At 31.8% G+C, this 23,495-nt stretch carries 18 protein-coding genes; 4 read left to right on the forward strand and 14 right to left on the reverse strand.

The features are described from left to right. Positions 1-100 precede the first annotated feature (100 nt). Positions 101-2,875 (reverse strand): CHAT domain-containing protein, encoded by a 2,775-nt coding sequence (locus ABW636_RS04965; protein ID WP_367588849.1) that lies wholly within the window; start codon positions 2,873-2,875, stop codon positions 101-103. 85 nt (positions 2,876-2,960) lie between these two features. After that, entirely contained in the window at positions 2,961-4,331 is a 1,371-nt protein-coding gene (locus ABW636_RS04970; RefSeq protein WP_367588850.1) for a S8 family peptidase, read from the reverse strand. A gap of 359 nt (positions 4,332-4,690) precedes the next feature. Here ABW636_RS04970 and ABW636_RS04975 point away from each other — a divergent pair, with 359 nt between their 5' ends. The 3 genes from ABW636_RS04975 to ABW636_RS04985 all read left to right on the forward strand — a co-directional run bounded on the left by ABW636_RS04975 (position 4,691) and on the right by ABW636_RS04985 (position 6,678). Next, positions 4,691-5,263: an RNA polymerase sigma factor gene (locus ABW636_RS04975; protein ID WP_367588851.1), complete on the forward strand. Its 573-nt coding sequence runs from the start codon at positions 4,691-4,693 to the stop codon at positions 5,261-5,263. Next, the gene (locus ABW636_RS04980) at positions 5,260-6,063 is read left to right on the forward strand and encodes a hypothetical protein (RefSeq protein ID WP_367588852.1); all 804 of its coding nucleotides are present in this window, start codon (positions 5,260-5,262) and stop codon (positions 6,061-6,063) included. The genes ABW636_RS04975 and ABW636_RS04980 overlap by 4 nt, the downstream gene beginning before the upstream one ends. Before the next feature lie 402 nt (positions 6,064-6,465). Continuing rightward, entirely contained in the window at positions 6,466-6,678 is a 213-nt protein-coding gene (locus tag ABW636_RS04985; RefSeq protein WP_367588853.1) for a hypothetical protein, read from the forward strand. Positions 6,679-6,724: 46 nt separating this feature from the next. Here ABW636_RS04985 and ABW636_RS04990 read toward each other — a convergent pair whose 3' ends face one another. From ABW636_RS04990 to ABW636_RS05045, 12 genes are all read right to left on the reverse strand, one after another. After that, entirely contained in the window at positions 6,725-9,082 is a 2,358-nt protein-coding gene (locus tag ABW636_RS04990; protein WP_367588854.1) for a GumC family protein, read from the reverse strand. Between the two features lie 26 nt (positions 9,083-9,108). Next, a complete protein-coding gene (locus tag ABW636_RS04995) occupies positions 9,109-9,885 on the reverse strand; it encodes a polysaccharide biosynthesis/export family protein (RefSeq protein WP_367588855.1) in 777 nt (258 codons plus the stop codon). Between the two features lie 35 nt (positions 9,886-9,920). After that, positions 9,921-11,063, reverse strand: coding sequence for a sugar transferase (locus tag ABW636_RS05000; RefSeq protein WP_367588856.1), 1,143 nt, complete (start codon positions 11,061-11,063; stop codon positions 9,921-9,923). A gap of 330 nt (positions 11,064-11,393) precedes the next feature. Further along, positions 11,394-12,143 (reverse strand): polysaccharide deacetylase family protein, encoded by a 750-nt coding sequence (locus tag ABW636_RS05005; protein ID WP_367588857.1) that lies wholly within the window; start codon positions 12,141-12,143, stop codon positions 11,394-11,396. Further along, positions 12,143-13,210, reverse strand: a complete 1,068-nt coding sequence (locus ABW636_RS05010; protein WP_367588858.1) for a DUF354 domain-containing protein — start codon at positions 13,208-13,210, stop codon at positions 12,143-12,145. The genes ABW636_RS05005 and ABW636_RS05010 overlap by 1 nt, the downstream gene beginning before the upstream one ends. Beyond that, positions 13,207-14,214, reverse strand: a complete 1,008-nt coding sequence (locus ABW636_RS05015) for a lipid II:glycine glycyltransferase FemX (protein ID WP_367588859.1) — start codon at positions 14,212-14,214, stop codon at positions 13,207-13,209. Before ABW636_RS05015 ends, ABW636_RS05010 begins: the two co-directional genes overlap by 4 nt. After that, positions 14,192-15,118 carry a glycosyltransferase family 4 protein gene (locus tag ABW636_RS05020; protein WP_367588860.1) on the reverse strand — a complete coding sequence of 309 codons (927 nt, stop codon included), beginning with the start codon at positions 15,116-15,118 and terminating at the stop codon, positions 14,192-14,194. Before ABW636_RS05020 ends, ABW636_RS05015 begins: the two co-directional genes overlap by 23 nt. A gap of 33 nt (positions 15,119-15,151) precedes the next feature. Next, positions 15,152-16,198, reverse strand: a complete 1,047-nt coding sequence (locus ABW636_RS05025; RefSeq protein ID WP_367588861.1) for an ATP-grasp domain-containing protein — start codon at positions 16,196-16,198, stop codon at positions 15,152-15,154. A 103-nt stretch (positions 16,199-16,301) separates the two neighbouring features. Continuing rightward, positions 16,302-17,327 carry an ATP-grasp domain-containing protein gene (locus ABW636_RS05030; protein ID WP_367588862.1) on the reverse strand — a complete coding sequence of 342 codons (1,026 nt, stop codon included), beginning with the start codon at positions 17,325-17,327 and terminating at the stop codon, positions 16,302-16,304. Next, complete coding sequence (locus ABW636_RS05035; RefSeq protein WP_367588863.1) at positions 17,324-19,069, reverse strand: asparagine synthase-related protein; 1,746 nt, start codon at positions 19,067-19,069, stop codon at positions 17,324-17,326. Before ABW636_RS05035 ends, ABW636_RS05030 begins: the two co-directional genes overlap by 4 nt. A 17-nt stretch (positions 19,070-19,086) precedes the next feature. Then, the gene (locus ABW636_RS05040; RefSeq protein ID WP_367588864.1) at positions 19,087-20,496 is read right to left on the reverse strand and encodes a hypothetical protein; all 1,410 of its coding nucleotides are present in this window, start codon (positions 20,494-20,496) and stop codon (positions 19,087-19,089) included. A 63-nt stretch (positions 20,497-20,559) separates the two neighbouring features. Further along, positions 20,560-22,002: a lipopolysaccharide biosynthesis protein gene (locus tag ABW636_RS05045; RefSeq protein WP_367588865.1), complete on the reverse strand. Its 1,443-nt coding sequence runs from the start codon at positions 22,000-22,002 to the stop codon at positions 20,560-20,562. A 396-nt stretch (positions 22,003-22,398) separates the two neighbouring features. Here ABW636_RS05045 and ABW636_RS05050 point away from each other — a divergent pair, with 396 nt between their 5' ends. Further along, the gene (locus ABW636_RS05050; RefSeq protein WP_367588866.1) at positions 22,399-23,391 is read left to right on the forward strand and encodes a fasciclin domain-containing protein; all 993 of its coding nucleotides are present in this window, start codon (positions 22,399-22,401) and stop codon (positions 23,389-23,391) included. Positions 23,392-23,495 lie beyond the last annotated feature (104 nt).

Raw genomic sequence — 23,495 nt, forward strand, 5'->3', positions numbered from 1 at the left:
CAACGATTTCGAAGTTTATTAGTCTCAAAAAAGGTGTAAAGAGGCTGTCTAAAGTCACTTTTAGACAGCCTCTTTTTAATGTGTGTAAAATCAAAGACTGCTACTTTATTTTTTTATAGAAAATAGTATCTCGTTTCAAAAAGAAAAACACTACCAGTAATAAAATTACCGCTGCTAATAAAACAGCTCCCCAATACCTATCAAAAAAATTACTGGACAGAGACAATGAAGTATTATCTCCAATAAGTATCAGAGAACCCCAATAAAAAGGAGATAACTCACTACCTGTATGCGAATTAATATAATTCAACTTGGCATTTCTTAATGCTGCTGACTTTGTTAATCCTTTATCCAGTTCTTTATAAAAATCAATCATTAATTCTTTGCTAGATTTATCATTGGTGGCCCATAATGACGAAACCACGCTTTTGGCCCCAGAATGAAAAAAACCTCTTGCCAAACTCATTATACCTTCTCCCTCTTGGAGTTTTCCTAATGAGGTTTTACAAGCACTTAATACCACCATATCAGATTGATTTTTGGTGGCATATATCTCATTTAGAGAAAGCTTACTATCTCTAAGAGCTATCCATGGGGTTGTAATCGTTCCAATATCTGCATGTGTAGAAAGGTGTATTACTTTATACTGATAAATAGTGTCTATAAAATTCGATTTGGTTGCTTTTTCTTCTAGTAATGCGTTTCCGTTAAGTAAATCCGTAATCGAAGTCACTTCTTCTTTACTTAAAGTTAAATCCCCTAAATCTTTTGAAGAAAAAGTAACCGGTGCAATACCCATAAAAGAATATGTAGGGTCTCGTAAAACCTTATCATTGCGATCAAGATAGGATACAGAATAGATATATCTAATTTCTGTATCCTTTATTAAATAACTATGATCTTGTTCTGAAGTTACTAAAGTGTCAAAGGACAGTTGCTGCAAAGTATGATCGGGTACAATTGTGATTTTTTTTCCTTTTATCGCTTCAAATACCACCTGTGGTACTAATCGCTTAAAAACAACATGTGCATTTTTATGATAGCCTGATAACTGCTCTTGATCAGAAAACCAATTTGAAGACTGTTTTTGAATTATTTGAATACTTTGTTGAAGCTGTGCTACCTGGTCTATTTCGAAAAAAATAGATTTATTAGAGCTCGTTAACAATCCATATCCCTGATTTTTGTTAAAAATATACTGTAATACCAACTCTTGATCAGAAATATATTTGGTCCTAAATGTTTTATACGGTAGCACGGTTATCTTTTTCTTGTTTGCAGCATATTTAGGATACGCTCGGGATATAGAATCTACAAATCGTTCATATATACGCTTATGACGGTAAATTTGATCTTTCAAAAACTGTAAACTGTCTTTAGGATTGTTTTTAGCAATATTTAGCTCATTTTCAGAAAAGTGTATTGCTTGTTTTAATTCAAACTCTCTTTTTGCCAATACCACAGGAAGTTTTGAGTTCTCTTTGGCCTGCTCATTTGTAATATCCTCTAGAAGTAGTAATGCTTTATTTTTCTCCATAAAATAATAAGCATCCTCTGGTAAATCTAATAAATAACAGGTCTCTACTGCTTTCATATAGAGAGATGCTCCTTGTTCACGCCAAAACAGCTTGGATTTATATTCTGTACTTTCAAAACGAATAATATCAACCAGGTGATCTGCCACTTTAAAAGTACGTAATGCTTGTCTTAAATGATCCCTATTTTGATCATGATGATAATATGAGACCCAACCATTTGCCTTTTGAATTAAGTGCCCCAATAAATAATATTTATCTGTTGCTATTTCTAACTCTTCTATAGCGACTAAGTCATCATATGCCGATTCTTTATTATTAAAAACAGCATAATCTATAGCTTTTTGATACGCTAATAATGCTTTGGTAAATTTTTGTTGTGTAAGATAAAGATCTCCCATATTTTCATAAGGCCATGTAAATTTAGAAGCGTGTAAAATAGATTTCTGCAGATAAAATTTGGAAGAGTCAATTTCTTTTAAATGTAAGAATGACAAACCTAAACTATTATATCCTTTAGCCAGATTAAGAGAATCATTTATAGACAATCCTTTTATTGCTTTATGAAAATTTTGATTCGCTTTCTTATAGTTCTTTGTTTTTAAAAGTCTATTTCCTTCTATATGATGAATACGATTTTTATAATGCTTAACCGCAAACTTATTAATCTCAGTTTTACTTAAAATGATATTTATTTTTTCTATATCTGCTTTAATAAAATCAGAATATTTTTCATATCCCATCAAGGAATACGTATCTATTCTTCCTAAATACCCTTCTATTAATCTATTGTTATACTTAACATCCTTTTTTGCATAAGCGATAGCACTACTAAAACTTTGTAAACCTTTATGAAGGTCTCCTATATTATTATATATTTTTCCTAATCCGATATAAGAATATAATGACTTGTTCATATCCTTATTAATTTCTATAATTTTAGAATAGATATCAATAGATTCGAAGAAGTTGTTATCCTTATTATTAAAAAAACTTAAATTAAAAAGTGTTTTTATTAATGACTTAGGGGCTATGTTCGTTATTTTCTGTTTTATTTCTGCAGCTTTTTTGGTGTGTAAAATAGCTTTCTTTATTGCTTGAGTATTCGTAGTAATCTTACTCTGCTGATAAAACCATTTACCATACTCATGATAACAATCTGCCAGCTCTTCTTTAGGCATTTTTTGAGCATTTGAAAGTAAAAACAAGTCTAATTCCTTTTCTTTTATAGATATCTTGACTGTGGTGTTTAGAATTTCTTTGAATTCCTTGTAGTATTGATTTTGACTAAATAAAGAAGAGAAACTTATAATGCAAAAAAAAAGTAATCGATAATTCATACCTCAAAAGTATGAATTATCGATTACTTATATCTAATGTATAGATGGTTCTATTAAATCCCTTTATCGTTATCTTTTTACTTCTCTAATAATGTCCAGTTGTTGGTTGATTTGCTGTATTGATAAGATTTCTAACAATAACTTTACCACTATTAACAATACTATTTAATCCGTATTCTAAAAAACCTGAATCCAACGTTTTTTCTTTTATCGTTATAGGGGTTCCTATGGTTTCTCTAAACAATCGTGCCGCTCTACCTGTTACTTCTGCCGCAGCAAATGATGTGCCTTCTACATTTATCAGAATTGGATTATTAGGATCAAGTACATCAATTAACTCAAATTGATGTTCATCAAACGGACCTAAGGCATCAATACTATTGCTTCCGTAATTAGAATTACTTGCGATTAACAAGCCACTTATATATTGGCTTCCAAATATTGGAGCACTCATTAATTCTCCTTCTATATAACCGCCTACTGTTAATATATTATCAGAGTCATATCCAGAAGGGAAATGTTCATTTCCTGCAATATCCGTATCAACTCCATTATTACCAGCAGAAGAGACTAACAACAATCGATCACTAGCATCCTCTATAACATTTTTAAAAATTGTTTGATCGGTAAGTTTATAAAACCCAAAACTAGTATTAACTATAAATTGTTTTTGTTTTTTTGCAATGTGATTCAACCCGCAAATGGTAGTCCAATAGGATCCTCTTCCTGTTTGATCAAAAGCTTTAACCGCCATGATTCTATAGGGTATATTGTACAGATCCAATTTATTAGTAATAATTTTGGCAACTACAGTTCCGTGTCCCTGATCATCTCTGGGGTCATTATCGTTATTTACAAAATCCCATCCAGAAATTTCATCTTGACACTCACTCGTCCCACTACTATCATATAAAAATGGTTCTGGAAAAAAATCATAATCAATACCAGTGTCCAGAATAGCAATATTCACAACATCTTCATTATTTGTATTATTGGCTACTTTATCTACCAGCGATGAAGAATATCTACCATTCAATCTATCCATTCTAATTTGAAAATAAAAGTTTAGGTTTGCTTCGACACCGCCTTCTGGCTCGGGGCCTCCCATGTTTCCTATGGCGCCTTCGATTTTTGAAAACTTAGAATTGGTTAAATCTATTGTCCACAATTCTATATCATTATTGTCACAATCACACGGTTTTCTTTCTGTAACTTTAAACTTGTGTAAACGTTCATAATGATGTTGAATACTTAATTTTTTCTCTTCCGAAAGCCCTTTGACTCTATACTGTATAACTACTTCATTTTTTATAATTTCTGGAATTGAGACATTTGTACCTGCACTTTTTGCCCTACTCTCTATAGCTTCAGTAGTTATGCTATCACCTTCATCTGTAACACATCCCCATAATGTTAACAGACAGAATCCCACAATTAAAACAATACTTTTTTTCATAATTTAAAATTTTAGTAAGCAAAACATCTATTTTCTTCCCCAAGAATACAACATGTTTTGGTTGATTAATAGTTACTAAGAGGAGTGCAAATTACATAAAATGTTACCCAGAATATTGATCTTTTTTTGTTTCGTTTTACAAAGAAAATTTTGCTTCAATTTGATCATTATCAAAATAGTTTTGTAATTCGAATATGAGCTATCACAATGCAGAAAAAAGTACTTTTTATGTGCTCTGTTTTTCTAAGAATTTCAATAAACAGGGCTTTTTCCCCTATATAAATCTATAAATTATATCTAAGTTTGTGCTGGTAGAATTACTATCAAAATTTTATTTCGACAATCAACTTTCGTATCCTATGGCCTCCCAAAAATCTGATGATTTCCTACTTCAAAGCCTTGTTACTGGGGATGAAAAAGGGATCACAGAAATCTACAAAAAACTTTACCCAAAGGTTTTAAGATATGTTTGTAAACATGATGGTACAGAAGACGATGCCAAAGATGTTATGCAAAAAGGACTCTTACAACTCTCTGCACGAGCACAGGCAAAACATTTCAAAATCACTTCTACTTTCGAAGGATATTTTTTTACCACTTGTAAAAATGTTTGGCGAAGAGAAATAAAAATCAAACAATTGCGGGTAACAAATCCGGCAATAATTGATCAAGTACATGAAGAACGAGAAATAGCATTGGCAGCTTATGAACAAGAAAAATGGGAATTGTTTCAGGAAAAACTAGCTGCCATTTCTGAAAATTGCAGAAAAATTCTGAGCTATTTTTTTAATAAAGTACCCTATTCAAAAATTGCAGAAAAATTAGATTATGCATCAGAAAACACAGTAAGACAACGTATTTTTAAATGTAAGAATAAGCTTAAGGAAGCTATAAAATCTGATTCTCGTTATAATGAATTAAAAGAGCTATGAATAAATTCGAACAAGAGATTGAAGCTTATCTAAATGGGGAAATGACCACAGACGAGTCAAAAGTTTTTGAACAAAAGATTTCGTCAGATCCTAAAGCTCAAAAAGAATTTGAACTGTATCGGGAGATGAACATTATTTTTGATGATACCGATTGGGCAATCACTGATGCTTCTACACAACATTCTAAAATAAAAGAACATGAAACTTTTTTAAAAAGTAAAAAAGGAAAGACTGTTGCTGCTCATATTCAAAATGCAGAAAAACAATATTTTAAATTTTATTCGAAAAACAAAAATAGACGCTACTATTATGCTGCTGCAATTGCAGCAATGCTACTATTTGGATTCTTTACTTTTTCAAAGCTAAATACCAGTACAGATCATCAAAACTTATATGCAACCTATAGTGATTGGAGTGATTTACCTTCATTAACTTTAAGAGATGGTCATAATAATCTTACTGAAGCTGAGAAATTATTTCGCCAAAAAAAATATAGTGATGCTCTTACTATATTTCAAAAATATCAAACAGAAAATAGTACAATTATAAACTGGCAGGTTATTGTTTATACTAGCATAGCCCAATTAGAAACCGATCAAACTGGTCTTGCAATAGCTAACTTTACGAAACTTAAAAACAGTAATAGTCTTGATGCTAACAGAGCTTATTGGTATTTGGCATTAGCTTACCTAAAAGTCAATCAATTAGAAAAAGCCATTCAAGAATTAAAAGTACTATCCAAAAACCCGAGTTATTTTAACCATAACAACGGTGTAAAACTTCTAAAGGAAATAGAATAGATTAAAGACAAAAGATACTTTGAAAAAAAAGTGTATTAGTAATTTCTAAAAACATTCATTTTTTAACACACAATTAAGGGAATTTACCCCGTTTCATTTTCATAAAATGAACAAATAAAGAAATAATTTACTTCGATTACTTCTTTTTTTTAAGATTAGAATAACAATATTGTATTTATATTGCGGTTTTACTGCCAAATTTTAATCTTTTTTTATGAAATGAAATAAAAAATTAGTATTTTTGATAAATACTTAAACTCTCAACTCACACAGCATATTTTAGGGAATTTTTCTTTTTGAAAAAAATCAAAAAGAGTATAATATGTGGTACTTATCCCCTAATGAATTGGGTGCCTGGATATTTAATAAAAATCTAAACGTAAATAAGTAACAATGGTCAAAATGATAAACCGTTTTGTAGGTTTTATAGCTCGTTCTGTGTTGGGAATATTAGCCTTGATAGGTGGTATATTTGTTATTCTTTATACCATGATTTGGGATGTAATTCGAGAAAAACTACTACAAAAAAAGCCTGTTCAAAATCCCTGCTTTGAAAAAGTTATTTCTAATGAAGATATCGCTCTTCCTAAAGCCAAGAGTACTGCTCGATTATAATTAGTACTAATAAATCAGGTACGACTTACTTTTTCTTATTCTATTGTTAAGTAAAAAACTTCCACCAAGGTTTAGGTGTTTCTTCTGAGTTATTGAGTCCATATCCGTATCCATAATATCCATAATAACTTCCGTTACTAAGAGTTACTTCATTCAATAAAATTGCCATAGAAGGAAAACGCTTGTCTTTATATAGGTTTTGAGCAACCGGTAATTGTCTTTTATCAGAGAACCCTGATCTAACAATATAAATACATAAATCGGTATATTCACTAAGTAGTAATGCATCTGCTACCAAACTAATCGGAGGAGTATCTATAATGATATAATCATATTTATTTTTTAAGATCTCCATTAGCTCTTTAAAACGCTTACTTTTTAAGATCTCTATAGGATTGGGAGGTACAATACCAGAGTTTAAAATATCTAACCCTGGACTATCTTCTAAATTGATAGTAATATCATCCAATGAAAGTTCATGATCCCTTATATAATTCGTGATACCAAGAGTATCGTTAACTCCCAAGTATTCTAATATCTTAGGAGATCTAAGGTCTAACCCTAAAAGTGCTACTTTCTTTTCGGGTTCGGTTAAGGAAATGGCTAAATTTGTAGAGGTAAATGTTTTTCCTTCTCCGGTAGAAGAAGAAGTAACAAGTATAACCTTATTTTCTTGGGTACTGTCTGACAGCAAAAAATTAATATTGCTCTCGAATATCCTAAATGCTTCTGCCACTACAGAACGGTCGTCGGTAGAGATAATAAAGTTATTTTTGACATCGGTTCTTGGTATTTCTGCTACAATAGGAATATCTAATATATTCTCTAATTCTTTTCTACCTTTTACCTTTACGTCAATAAGATCTTTAAGAAATAGTAATAACACAGGGATAAAAATAGCTCCCATTAATGCTACCAGTACAATGATTCGTTTCTTTGGTTTTACAGGAGACTTAGAAGCATATGCTTTTTCTATAATCTTTGCATTTGCTACGGTAGCTGCCAAAGAAATTGCTGTTTCTTCTCTTTTTTGTAATAAATACAGATATAAAGTTTCTTTTATTTCTTGCTGCCTTACAATATCACGTAATTCACGTTCTTTTTTTGGCAGAGATGCTATTTTTTCATTCATCATAGCATCTTGTCTTTCCAGATCTCTAAGCTTAATTTTTAACGCTGTTTTCTGATTACTGAGACTTTGCTTAAGGCTTATTTTTAGGCTTCCCAATTTTTCATTAAGACTTATCACCATCGGGTTTTTAAGGGTGGTTCCTTTCAAAACCTCATCTCTCTTAAGGGATATCTCGTTATATTTTGAAATAATTTGTACAATTGCCACGTCAGAAAAGCCCAAATTTACTGGCAATAGACCTTCGGTATTCTTGTGAAGATAATCATTCATAAAATCGACCAAACCCAATTGAGTATAAGTATCTCCTACTCCTTTTTTATTCTCTGATGAGTTTGCCAAAAAAAGTTCGGTCTCGGTAGAGACATCGGTAAGCTTATTAGATGTTTTAAATACCTCAACTCCTTGCTCTATATCTGATAACTCTGAATTAATAATCGCCAGTCTCTCTCGAATAAAATCTGCTGTATTTTCATAAATCTGATTTTTATCTCTTACAGCGTCTATATTATATTCTTCTATTAACTGATTAAGAACATCTTTTGCTTTTTCTGTATTAGAAGTATTCATTCTAAGCGAAATCACATCTGCATCCTTACTTACCAAACCGACACTTACACTTGCTTTGTAGTTCTCTACTGCCGTGGATATGGTGCTAATAGACAGATAAACATCTCTATTGACAAACGAATCAAAAAATTTGGGTTTTCGATTTTTGGCCAATATCAAATTACCTATTCTGGTCGTTACCACTTTTCCAAAAGTACCCTCTACTTTATAATCGTGCGCATTTTCTACCAGTGTAAATTTGTTTTTAGAGTTAATAGTAATTACAAATTCTGCTGCTTCGTCCAGCAACAGTGAATCTTTCACAAACAAAGCTGTAAAAGGTCTATTTTTATATAGTTCTACAGTTCGCTTAGAAAGGTTTGTTTTGGCATAATAAACATAGTTTGCGTTCAGTTTTTTTATGACATTTTCAAAAAGTGGCCTGGATTTTAAAACCTCTATCTCATTTTCGACTTCTTTATTACTAGACTCTACAATACTTAAATCTTCGAAGGCTGATAATTCTGAGAGTATACCCGCTTTTTCTCCTTTAACCAAAATAGTAGCTGCTACCTTATACTGCACTGGCGTATACTTAAGATACAAATAGGCCAACACAAGACATATAATGGTGGATAATAAAAATAGTTTCCAGTACCTTAGGTAAGCCTGAAGCTGGTCTTTAAAGGCAAGATTGTTTTTATCTTTTTCATACTGGTAATCCATTCACTTTCTGTTTTTAACAAATTTATCTATCTACTTAACAAAATAATCACCGACATAATAACCGATGCTACAGAAACCCATATGGGTACATTTTTATTATACGAGGATGATTTTATCTTTGCGTTATTAGGAGTAACGTATATCGCATCATTTTGTTTTAAGTAAAAAACAGGTGAGTTAAAAATCTCATCAGAAGTTAGATCTATTCTATGGTATTTAAATTTTTCGTTTTGCTCTCTAATAACAAGAACATCGGTTCTTTTACCTGTAATAGAAAGATCTCCTGCCATACCCAAAGCTTCAATAATACTAATACGTTCATTCAAAATTGTATACGTACCAGGTTTATTTACTTCACCCAAAATTGTGATTCTAAAGTTAACTAATTCTAAGTGAACAATAGGATCTTTTATATAGATAGATAATTTTTCTTTTAACAACTGTGAGGCCTCTATTTGTGTAAGGCCTTTCAGTGTTACTTTGCCAAGTACAGGAAAGTCTATAGTACCATCTTTTTTAATGAGGTAGGTTAGCTGTTTGTGCTGCCCTACAACACTGCCAGGAATAGCATTAAAAGAAACTGCGGGCAGATTAAAAGGTTCTAATCCTTGCATATCAGAAGATGACACAGTTATTGCTAACAGGTCATCTGGCTGATATACGGTATTATAATTCTCTACTATTTCTTTTTCATATGTATTCTTTATATCTTGAAAATAAACTACATCTTTTTTTGAAGCACAAGCGGTAAAAAATAAAATTAGAATAATAAGCCAAAGTTTATTCAACGTTTTAATGATCATTTGTGGAAATTTAATATCGTTTAAGATACCAAGGTTTAGCAACTTCTTTTGCCTCTCAATAAAATATTTTGTAAAATTTTAATAAAATACTGAATATCTGTTTTTAAAGGTGCTTTCTCGTAAGCCTCGAGATACTTCATTTCTGAAGCTACTATTTCTTCCAATGTTTTTGGCATATCTGCATAAAAGGGAGGAAGCAACCCTGGTTTTACTTTAATTCTTTTTTCCTGAAGCTCTTTTGGATATAAGCTAAAGTAGTGATTACTTAATGGACGTACTCCTATCAATTTCATTTCATTTTTGACTAAATTAATAATCATAGGAAGCTCATCGATCCAATATTTTCTCATTATTTTCCCTTCGTGGGATATTCTAAAATCGTTTTTAATTTTTCCGCCTTCTTTCAAATTGTTTTTTTCAAAAACATACTGCTGTAGATATTCAGAAAAAGGGTACATGGTTCTAAACTTATATACTCTTATTATTTTTCCATCCTTACCTAGTCGTCTAAGTTTAATTAAAGGTCCATAGGTAGGGTCTGAATCAAAACTGGGCTCTTTTATCTTTCTTGCAACAAAATAAAGCAAATTATTGATTGTTTTTTCTTCTACTATTTCAAAACCGCAAGAGTATAAACGCCCAAAAGTTTCTGCCTTGGTTAAAACTCTTCCTTTTCCTCCTGTGATATGAAAGTACAATCCTTTTGTATATTTCAATTTTGGTACTACCCGTGTAAGAATTACATCTGCGAAATAGTACAAATACCCTAAAGATTTAGGAATTTTTTTTAAAATTCTATTTTTACGAACCGCATGTGTTTCGACATGATTAATAAAAACACCGCCCAAAGGTAGTTTTGCATTAACCGATTCAAAATATTTATTTATTCTTCTAAAGTCATTGACTCTTTTTAGGTTAACTAATGCAGAAAACTTATTGGTGGCTATCTTATCGATATTAAAATATGTTCTGGTGGCGATCACATGCACTCTTTTAAGTGAGCGACCTACATATTTATCAATAAAATCAAAGGTTTCATTGCCTACTTCTTTACAAATTAATTTTTTGATTTCCTCGTCCCTGTTTCGGTCGACAATAACGGTTTTACCATTGGAATTTTCTGGGTTTAAAAGCCTTTCAATTTGGTTGTCGATGTACGTAGCAAATTTGGTGGTCATGGTTTTGTTGGTTTTAAGGGTTTCTGGGGCAATTTCTCTAATGTAAGAAAAAAATTACTAACAAACTGTTAATTTTTTAACAAATACTTAATAAGTAAAATACTCATTATCAACGACATAAGTTTTAGTCTAACGGGTTTTCCGTAACTATATTATAATCGATTGTTTAATTATCGAAGAATAACGTAAACTTAACGATGATTATTGTCATTTTAACATTACGCTCTTGTTTGATTAACAATAAGTTAAACCGACATAATAGGGGAAATATCAGTCAAAATATCTTTTTCTTATAATTCCTATAAAAAACGAGCCAAATTCTAATCACAATTATCTATTTACAAAGAAAAATTTCTTGACCACATTCTTTGTATTTTGTAAGATCAATTCTTTTGCCCATAATCTTTTATCATCATTCCATCTTTGTGGATGAAAAGTAAACATAATTTGATCTGGCAAAGTACTTGATGCTTCTATAATTTGATCTGTAGTATGAAATGTTCTTTTCATAGAGGTTTTTACTTTGTCTCTTACACTTACTTTATGACCGTCCCATCTTCTTCCAGTATCTGTAATGTAAAAAACCTTTTCAAAATCAACATCAAAGTATGGTTCTGCAATAATTTCATAATCTTGATATGAATACGTTTTCCATAAATCTTTTGAGTCGTATTTTGACATAGGACTACCGTGCATACATATAGTTGTTACAGGAGCTAATTCGCGCAGCGCATTCAAATTAGTAATAAAGTCTTTAATCCCTAATTCTACATTTCCATTGCAAGTAGTCAAACATTCATAGTGATATCCTATTTCGTGACCTAATTCACCAATCTCTTTGATTACTGCCTCATCCCAACTCTCGGGTACTGCTCTAAAATAATACGTGCCTTTTACCCCATGTTTTGCTTGTATTCTTGCAAACGTAAGAGAATTAAAGGGCAACAAATCAACGTCATGTCGAAGCACAACACTTCTTTGCGCTGGTTCTTTTATAAAATCTTCAAAAGTTTGAAACATATATCCCTGATCAATAAGGGATCGCAATAGCTCTGTGTATTTTTTTACTGTAAAATCCATTATTTAAAATTAAGGTCGTAATTAGGGTTTGTTTTCATGGTATCTTGACTTTCTGGAAAGTGCTCTACATACCAGACCATAAAAGCTGTGAGGTCAATTTTATCTGCCAGCAGTTTTTGTTGTCGTTCTCTAAAAGTTTTTTTAAGATCTGGTAGTTGTTCTAATTCCTTAATTTTCTCTAAAACACCTTCTCCTTTCTGAAAATTATAAACCAATCCGTATTTTTCCTGATCTTCGTTATAGGCTCTTCTAATAGAGTTTACATAGATAGAGGGGGTTCCTAAGACTCCTGCTTCTGCTGCCATAGTCGCTCCTTCTCCTATAAAAAAGGTAGCGCCAGCCAATACCTCATGCATATCTTCTGGAGCGATTTTTATTTTATACTTTTCATAGTGTTCGGGTAACTCACTCTCTGCAGAAATAAAAACCTCATACCGAGCTTCAAGATAGGCAACAAGATTCTCTTTTTCTTGAGCTGTAAAACCATTTTGTCCTTTATCATGAGAGGCGTTCCAGGATACGAATCTTAATAACACATATTTCTTATCCTTTGGGATATTTAAGATCGTATGATGCTCTTCATTACTTTTAAAATATTTTGGATGCAAATACGCAAGCTCATGATAGCTTTTATATCGAACCTGTTTGGGTCCAAGGTCTTCAAAAAGGACCGATGGTGTAAGTACCGTTTTGGTAAATGGTAAATAAATTTTGATTTGTTCCCAATTGCCAGAGTCTTCTAAGGATATATGCGGTTTTTTTAAAATTGCAGCAGCATGGGCAGCATAGGGAGACCCATGACTCATTAACACATCTGGCTTAAATTTAAGGCCTTGTAATATTTCTAAAACATCAAATTTAAGAAGCCCCCAAATTTTTCCTGTGGTAGTATTATACTTCTTTCCAAAAGAAACATATTTAAAACCTGCTGCCTTAAGCAACTCTATTTCAAATTCTTTTTGTCTACAAGTAAACAAAAATTCGTGTCCTCTTTCTTGCATTTCATTTACAAAATTCCTGAATAAATGTACATGTCCGGGATGACCGATATCGATTAGAATTTTCATTTTTTAAACTTTTTGAGCATATTAAAACCTAACAAAACCATTTTATAAAGCATAGGATAGTGAATCTTTTCATACCTCCCATAGTTAACCAATTCTTTAGAATATTTTAATTTATAATCACGCACCCCATAAGGAACATTGGGCTTTCCTGCTCCACCAAAATCAAACACTTTATAACCTTCTGATTTACCCCATCTAAATATTTCCCAAGGCATTACATCATTGGGGCGCTTTTTATAAAAAGCACTCAAAGCACCTGCATAATAATCAAAAACAACATCTTTATAAAGTAAACAAAGCATACACCCAATAATTTTACCTTCATATTTTACCACTCCAATAGCGAGCCCTTCATTATCTCGAGAATTCTCATACAGAGAGATAAAGTGATCAAAGTCAGGTAAAGGTAATTTTGCACGCAGATAGACTTCTTCTAAAACAGTATAACAATCTTGTAAAGCCTCTTTTGTATTATCGATACTAAAAGTTACTCCTTCTTTAATTGCTTTTCTAATCTTATTTTTTCCTTTTGGATTAATTTCGGACCACAACTGTTCTTCTGACTTTGTTAAATCAATTAGTATATCTAAGTGTTCTTCATAGTTAAAACCGTTTCTGACCAATGTGTCTTTAAGTAAAAAAGTGTCACATAAGTTTCTTATTTGCGTGTATATTGATTTGGGTCTAAATTTTTCATAAGCATTTAGTATCCCTTCACATACCTCTGTATCGTTATCGTGAATTAATGGGCCTCCCCAAATAATATTGCGCGAGGATAAAAAACTTAGAAATGGTTTCTTAATTTGTATCTGTTTAAATACAAGTAATACTCCTTTTATTTTATCGTTTTGACTAGCAACTATATAATAAGGAATGAACTTTCTTTTACAGGACTTAAAAAACGATGTGGATTGAAAATAATTTCCATTTGGATGCTGTTGAATAAACTCCTCTAATTCATTAAATTCTTTGTTTGTTGGCTTACTTAGAATATAATATTTCATTGTATATATTAATGATTTGTTGTGCTATATGTGATGAGTTAAGATATTGAATATGGTTTCTCCCTTTTGTTTTATATTCCAAAAGCAAAGCTCCTTTTATGGTTGATGCAATCTCTTTGACATTGAAACTGGTAACAAAGCACCCTTGGGTATTAGAAATTACTTTTTTAACATCTCCAACATCTACCGCTACAATTTTACAATTACAAGCCATTGCTTCCTTTATTACATTTGGTGATCCCTCCCAAAGACTAGTTAATAAAATAACATCTGCAGAATTAAAGTAATGCACCATTTTTTCATTAGGAATATCTATTAGAACCTGTAGTTCTAAAGAAGGATCATTTAGTAATTCAAAAGCTTGTTTGGCTAATACAAAATTCTTTTCATAACGACCTGGATTTGCCGCAAAAAGTATATGTTTTTTAGATGAATCCCACTGGGTAATCTCAATGGACTTGTTTCTATCTTTGGGTGTAAATTTTTCAAAATCTACTCCATTAGGAATAATATACGATTCTTTAAGTCCCGCAGATATTTTCATATCTTCAGATTTTACAATTACTTTTTTCCAAAATAACCTATTGAAAAATCTAATCATGTATTTTAATAAACCCGAAGCCTTTACATCACTTCCCATTAGAGAAGCTACTAGAGGTTGCGCTCCAGATAAAGAAGCCACCATTGCACTTAGTGAGTAATGTGCATGAATAACATCAAAATTCTTATTTTTCAAGAACCTTCTTAAAGTAAAAATGTTGTTGAAATATCCTTTTAGTCCTTTTCCTTTTATGGTATAGAAAGTAACCTTATGCCCCAGATTTATTAAGGATTGTCCCTGATTTTTAATAATAGGAGAAATACCACTTTTGGTATTACCACTACTTATAAAAAGTATTTCCATAGTATACGTTCTCGACTTAATATATGAATGATATCATGCAGTTAGTACGCTTTTCTTTTTGATGATATGACTATATATACAATCGGCATACAGTTTTTCGAGGTCTAAATCTACTTCTTTGGAAGACCAACCATTATCACCCTTAACAAAGTAAGCATCAGACATATATATCGTAGAGGTGCCAAAATATACGCCTTGCATTTCTAAAAGGTAATATTTTTTTCCGTCAAATGCAATATCTAGTGAAATATGTGGGATTTCTAAGTTATCATATACTTGCTTGGCAAAGTCTAAAATCTGGTATGTTAGTTCTGATTGGATACCGGCTTTATAATTATTTTGACTTCCACTGGCTCTAAAATCATCTTCTCTAACATAGCGGGTTAATATAAAGTAGCGTTGACCAAAAACGAGGATTTTCCAATCTTTTTTCAGGTTAGGTATAAACTCCTGTAAAATGTATTTTTTTCGATACATAGAGTCTTTTTTATACCCTTTGTGTCTAAATGAACGTCCTATTTCCCATAAATAATTTTTGATATGAAAAGTTTTTGATATTTTTTTCACTTCTTGCAATAGGTTTCTTTTGTTTTCGGCAAGAGATACTTGTGTTCCAGATGCTCCTCCTGATCCTTTTACAACCACTGGAAAATTAATCTGATCAATACATGTTAACATTTCTTCTGTGGTTCCAAACCGAAACGTTTTTAATTTACAAAACTCTGAGGGTAATATAATTTCTCTTAGAAGCTCCATAAAAACCTTATTATTATTAGCTCGTAAAAACTCGTATAGAGGAATCACATTAGCACCTGCCAATTGCAATGCAAAAATCTGATCTTCTATATAATCTTTGTAATAATAGAAAGGATCTTCTGATGACGTATAGATTACATATACTCCTCTATAGTTTTGTGTGGTAAGATCGATTTCTGAAAATGTGGCAAAAGTAAGGTTAAAGCCATATTCTTTAAAATATTGCCTTAGCTTTTCTTTTTCCATTCCGCTGCGATAAGGAACCGCATAATGTTTAGAACCAAAATTGCCTTTATAGTCCGTGAGTGCAAGAATAGTTTTCAAAATCAATCATTTTAAAGGGGTTAATGATCTATGTAATTAACAATGCTATCTACGTATCTTATTAATTACAGTCTTTATTTCCTTTAAAACCTGATCTCCTATCCTATGGATTTAGATAGTAAGCAATACTATCGACATATACTTTTTCAATTTCCAATTTTTCTTTAATAAACTTCCATTGGTCATTTTCTTTGGTAAAGTATCCTTCAGAATATGGTATTCCGGCTGTTCCAAAATATAAAGACTGAAACTCTAAAACGTAAAATTCGTCTCCATCGTATGCAAAATCTATAGAAACATGAGGTACATCTAATTTTTTAAATATTTCTAAGGCCAAATCGAACATTCCTTCGGGTGCTTCGGCTTCAAGGCCATAAAAATAATTATCATAACCCCCTCCACTGGCTTTTATCCCTCGTCCCTTAAAAATCGGGCGTTTAAAGGTATATATCTTATTTCCAAACACATATACTTTCCAATCATTTTTTAGATTAGGAATAAAATCCTGAAGAATAAATTTGCTTCTATGGACAGATTCTTTGATATACCCTTTGTGCTTTATTGCTCTGGCATGATCCCTAAAATCCTGCAGATAACTACGTTCTCTGCTAGACGCTTTTACTTTAGTGAATAATTCTTCTTTACTCTTTACTAACGAAACTCCGTCTCCAGATGCGCCTCCTGATTCTTTAAAAACACATGGAAAATCGATATCTTCTATCTTCATTTTTAAATCTGCCATCGATCCAAATATCTTAGATTTCAAATAAGGAGTAATACCAATGGTTTTGCGCATAAGCTCCATAAAAGCTTTATTGTTATTAGCTCTTAAATGTTTGTATTCTGGGATCAGTTTTGCTCCCAACAATTCAAATGTCAATACAATATCTTCTATATAAGACTTATACCTATAACCAATATCTTCTGAGGATGTATATAGAATAATAGCATCTTTATACGCTGGATCTTCGGGGTTAACTTCATTAAAATATCTAAACTCTATCTCATACCCCACTTCTTTAAAATAGGTGGTCATTTTCTCTTTATCCATTCCGCTTCTATAAGGAACATCGAAATGTTTTGAGCCAAACTTCTTTTTATAATCTGTTAGTGCAATAATCTTATTCATAATATAGTTGGTTGTTTTGTTTTGTTGTGTATTGGATTATGACGCAGTGCTATTAAAACAGACATCATCATAAGTAGTGTGTCTCTTTCTTTCTCTGGGGTAGTCGGGGTAAGAGTATCTAAGATAAGAAGCAGTTTTGAAGAATCAAAATAAGTTGTATTGTTAATCAATTTTTTGACATGTTCTTTATTTGCGAGAATCCCCGAAATAATGCCAAGATTATCTAAATAAGGTGTTTTTATTTTTCTTCTAAGTCGTTTGGTTATGAACGGAAATATAATTTTATAGATATATATGGATTCTCTAAGATCCTTAGGACGATACCCTTTTCCTGTCATCTGTTGATAAATACGTTTATTAGTCTTTTTAATAATATCTGTGTAGAGGTATTGCCCCTTCATTCTTTTTAGAGGGTTTTCTGTAAAAAAATCATTATTTACACCAGCGTACTGAGTTTTTAACAGTTCTTTTATAAAAATATAATCCAAAAAAGGAGTTCGTACTTTAATGTGATGCATTTGCATCGCAATCCATTGGCCAAAAAACTTTCTAAACACCTCTTCAAATACAAAAACATAAAACTGTTGATTTTGCGTAAGGTCTTTCGAAATAGAGGTTCTGTAGGCTATTATTTCTTCAATTAACTCTTCTAATTCGACATGAAACTCTTCCTTTTTTATTGCTTCTAATGCTTTAGAGTTTGTTATTTTATCCCTTATTTCTTGTGTACTATTGCTAGTAAAAATATCTACCAATGCCTGAGAGGTAACGGCTCCTGTAATGTGCAATGCCCTAAACAACTCGCTACCTATTACCCCAGACAGCAAAAATTCTGAATCTTTTGCAATTTGTTTTGCACTATAAGCTATGTGTGGATAAATCAATCCGTTTGCTCCTGGGAACTGATCAATATAATCTTTGGCACTATTTAAGTAATCTTCACGAATATAAGCTTCACTTCCCAAATCCAAGGATTGATACGGTATATTAAGCTCTTCAGCATTTAATTTTGGGATAGCAACATCATCATTTTCTGGTTTGCCAAATGAAAAGGTTTTGATATCTTTCTGAAAATGTGTAGCACAACTCACCAAAGTTCTTCCGTCAAACCCGCTAGTAAATGCTACGGTAAAAGAAGTGTCAGGAAAATAGTGTGCCGTTGTCGAAATAAAAAGATCACTAAGTTGATCCACCACTTTTGATCCTCTTGATGGGTTTTTATGAAATAAAGAAGTAGTTTCGAAATGTTTTTCTTCATTAACAGAGTCCTCATTTAGAATCAAAAAGGAATTACTAGATAACAATTGTATTTCTTTATAAAGTGTTCTATTAAAAAAACCATAGTTAAACAATAACCCTTCGAGAATGTATTTTTTATTTATAGAAAATTCTTCCTGCGAAACATTTCTAATGTATCGAATTGAAGATGATATATACCTATGATCATTTGTAAAATAGAGAGGCAAGATGCTTAAAAAACTATTATAAATTTTTATCGTTTGATCAGAAACAACAATAGCATAAAAATTTCCTCTAAGCTTGGGAATATTACTGTGTTCTGTATCAAAAAGTGTTTGTACAGATCCTATATAATCTCCAATAATTATAATCCTTACTCCTTCCTTATTACAATCTTTATAATCATCTGTTTGCAGGGTAATCACCCAATCATGTAGAAGATATATTTGATGCTCTCCTCCTGAAGGTGCTATATCTTTTTTTGATAAAATAAAATAGTTCATGGTTTAGTTTTAATGGTTTATAAGAGTCCTCGATTGGATAATTTAAATAAGTTCCACATTAGAATAGCTGCAAAAATGAAAAACAGATATATTTTCCAATGCTTTGTTTTTTTAGGATAATGAGTATATATGCCATCTGCCATAAAAACAATTAAAAAAGGTAATGCCAAAATTTGAAACCTATCCTGAAAAGATATTCCGGATATAGCTAAAATCATAATATAACCTAGTACAAAACTTAGCATAAATATGATTCCTTTTCTAAATTGTTTTAAAATTCTAATCAAGCCAAAAAACACAAAAAAATACAGGCAATTACGTATGATTTCATTATAAAAGTGTACATAAATACCCAATTGAGCTTCTTCAAAATTTAACAAAGAGGGAAAAGGTGTTATCATTGCCCCAGCTATTAATAATGGTGAAATTATGGCTGCGGTATAAGATATTCCCTTTTCTTCTGCTGCATGAGATAACTCACTTCCAAATTGATCCTGACTTGCTTCGATCATCATTTCAATACTTTCTAACATCCCTAACCATCCTACCACCAAATAGCTTGCATAAATTAATACTCCAGAAATAAAAACCGATAAAACACGATATCTTATATTCGAGGTTTGTATAAACATTATTTGTAGCAGTAAACATATCAATAGTAACGGTGCCATAATGGTTCGAAAATATAACGTAATGGCAATCTGAAAAATAATAAATCCCATTACCCCCAACTTAAATCCCGAAACAAATATTTGCTTTGTTATTAAATAAGCAATATTTACAATTATAAAAATCAATAATGTTTCTTTCAGTGCCATACCAATAAACCAAATTAAAGGAGGCATCAACATCATAAGAATACCTGCTAATCTAGCACGTTCTTCATTATATACATGTCTTGTGATTTGATAAATTCTAATCACGGTAAAACTACCAACTAAAACATTAAAGATTTTAACTACAAGGGGATAGGAACCAAACAGATAGTAAAGAAAGCCAATAACAATAGAAAAACCATAATCTGATTCATTCTTCCAGAAACCGGACAATGCCTTAAAAACGCTTTCCCCTTTTTGAAAAGCCTCTCCTGCAAGTAATCCAGAGGTATTATAATTTATAGAATCAACAGCTTTGATTTCAAAAGGTAAACTGGCCGGGTCAAAAAAAAGGGTTAACAGATATATTACGATTACCCCTAGTATTCTATATACAACACTATGGATAAATAGTTTTCTAATAAATCCTTTGGTGGTAAGCCAATATCTTGGGTATTGCCATAACGCAACAAAAAAAACAAAAATGGTACCCACCCCTCCTAACAATATAAATAAGGGCATTGTATACTCAGGAAACATTATAATGTGAAAAACGACCACCAATATTGTAAATATAATCGAGATATTGGTATATGTTCTGGTCCACATCATAGGTTTACTTTTTAAAATATTTTTTGGATCAGACACATAGATTATTTATTTCGCTTAACGTATTTATTTCTTTTTTAGTTTGGATAGTATGATCTCTTTTAAATCCTCGACTTCTTTAAATTTAAAAAAATAAGAACAAAACGCATAGCCTAGCCCACTGGTAATAGTACCCAAAATCAAGAATACAAGCTGGTTCTCGATAAAACTTAGTGCTATATAACTTAGTATTGTGACTCCTGCACTTACTAGTACATAGGGTAGCATATCCAGTAATTGCTTTATCCCAGAATATCCTATGAATTTTGACGGGTAATAGGTGTAGGTAAAAAATCCAACTCCAGAAACAAGTACATAGCCTGTTGCAATCACAGTCATTCCAAATTGATAGGTAATGGCAATAGTAAGCAGTGTAAGCAATGTATTTATGATTTCTAATTTTAGAAACAAATCAGATCTTCCTTTGGCATTTAGAAAATTGTTATTAATCGCATTTAGAGGAAAGAAAATCGCACCTACTGCCAAAATTTGCAACAATAGTACTGTAGGCAACCATTTTTCTGTTAATAGCACTAATACTATGGGGTGTGCAAAAACTACGAGAATACTAATCATAGGAAAAAGTAAAAAAGCAGTTAGTTTAATACTTCTTTTCATTACATTTTTAACCCGTTTATTATCTTCTATCACGTCTACCAATATGGGAAACGTAACATTTTGCATAATGGTAGTTACCAATGTTGCAGGAATTTGTTTGAACAGCGTTGCTCTGGTATAATACCCTAATTCTTCAGATTTATACACTTTACCAATCACTACCAGATAGATATTCTGAAAAGCAGCATATAACAGTGTAGAAGCAAGTATTTTAGAGCCAAAATCAAATAATTTTTTTAAGGCTTCGATACTAAAAATCCAGCTAGGTTTCCAATCGCTAAAAAACCAAAACATAAGTGACATCATAATGTTTCTGGAAAGGTACTGAAACACCAACGACCATACACCATAACCCGACAATGCAAAACCTACACCTATTAATGCTCCTGTAATACCCGAAGTTATATTTACAATTGCCTGTGACTTAAAATCAATTTTCTTGATCATTATCGTACGCTGTATAATAGCTACCGAAGAAACGATCACATTTAGGCCAACTACTTTTACAAGCGCTATTAAGATGGGCTCTTTATAAAAACCTGCAATATAAGGGGCTGCAATATAAAGTGTCCCGTAGACCAACAGACTTATCAAAAAATTAAAAAAGAAAGTCGTAGAATAATCGATCTGATCTGCATTCTTTTTTTGTATCAGTGCTCTACTAAATCCACTTTCGACAATCGCTTGCGAAATAGTAATAAAAATGGTAATCATTCCTATTAATCCATAATCTTCTGGTAATAAGATACGAGCGAGGATAATTCCAAAAATAAATTGGATACCCATAGAGGATGACTTATCAATACTGCTCCAAATAACCCCATTGGTGGCTTTCTTTTTTAAACTACTCACCTTTGCCCAAATATTTTATATCCAAAATCTATTTTTTAATATCTAACTATTAAGGTAGTCATTTTCTATAAAAACAACTCAAAACATCTTATATTTTTATACAGAAGAAAACCATTTTTCGTTTCCTTATCTTTCAAAAAACAGAAAGATTAATAACGTATCCTTTTGATCAATATTTTAGTGAATGCAGGTTTTTATTTCCCCATCAACCTACTAATCAATAAACTAACAGACATTTCTTACATCTTATAAACTTCTGTTAACAAAAGCATACTTAACAGACCGTTCCTTAACTTTAAAGCCTATAAATTATTTTTTATAACAAAAATTTGATAATTAATTATGTAAAAAACTACTTAAAATTTTAACTCAACATTTTACTTAATTCTATCAACTATGAAAAATTTATTTCAAAATTTAGCAGTGCTATTCTTTGCACTATCGGTTTTGTTTATGGTCTCTTCTTGTGAGGATAATTCCCTAGATGAACCTGTTAACACTAACGCAACGCAAATCGCAGAGTTTAAAGAATCAAAGCTTATCAGTTTTGATGAGATCGAACGAATCACATCACGTGTTTTACCAGGAGAAATGTCATATACCCCTGTTAATCAATCTCCATTAGAGCGGCGAAATAAAAATGCAAGTAGAGAAAATACTACTTATTATTTTTATGCCACTATCGAAGGTGATAGTCGTGCTGGTGAGAATTTGAGCGGAGAGTTACAGGTATCGGTTACTATGTACAGTGGCTTGTTTAAACTCTTACGAGGAAAATTTGTTGCTGCAGATGGCGAAGAATCTGAAACGAGAGGTGCTATTCTTGCAGATGGCACCGTATATCTGATTATAGAAATGAAAGATGAAGTTTTGGTATATGGTACAGGTATCGAAAATGCAACTACCAAAGGAATTACCGGTAGCTTTACTACTTATATCCCAGATGGTCCTATTAATCAGGGTAGTTGGATAGCAAATCCAAAAGATATGGAAACCCCATCTGATACAATTGTAGATATCCTAACCAATGATCGTAGAGGAAGATTTACAACTTTGACAGCGGCATTAGATTCTGCAGCATTGTCTGACACTTTACGAGGAGGAATATTTACCGTATTTGCGCCTACTGATGCTGCTTTTGAAGCTTTGGATGCTATCCCAGAAGGAGAAGCACTTAGAAACGCATTACTGCATCATGTAGTAAATGGCAAATTGGATACCAGAGCAATCAATACGCAAAAAACATTGACTCCTCTGTTTGGAGATGATCTTACGATAGGATTTAATGGTGCCTTATTTACTGTAAATGAAACCGTACAAATTATACACTCTAATGTAGAAGCTTCTAATGGATACATTCATGTAATTGATGCTGTATTGGTGCCTTAATCCCATAATTTAGAGATAAACTTATTTGATATTTATTGATTTGAGAGACACTATCCCGTCATGTGATTCTCAATATTGAGGTAATATCAAATTTTCAAAAAAGA

This window comes from Aquimarina discodermiae (genome assembly GCF_040786235.1).
Classification (GTDB): Bacteria; Bacteroidota; Bacteroidia; order Flavobacteriales; family Flavobacteriaceae; genus Aquimarina.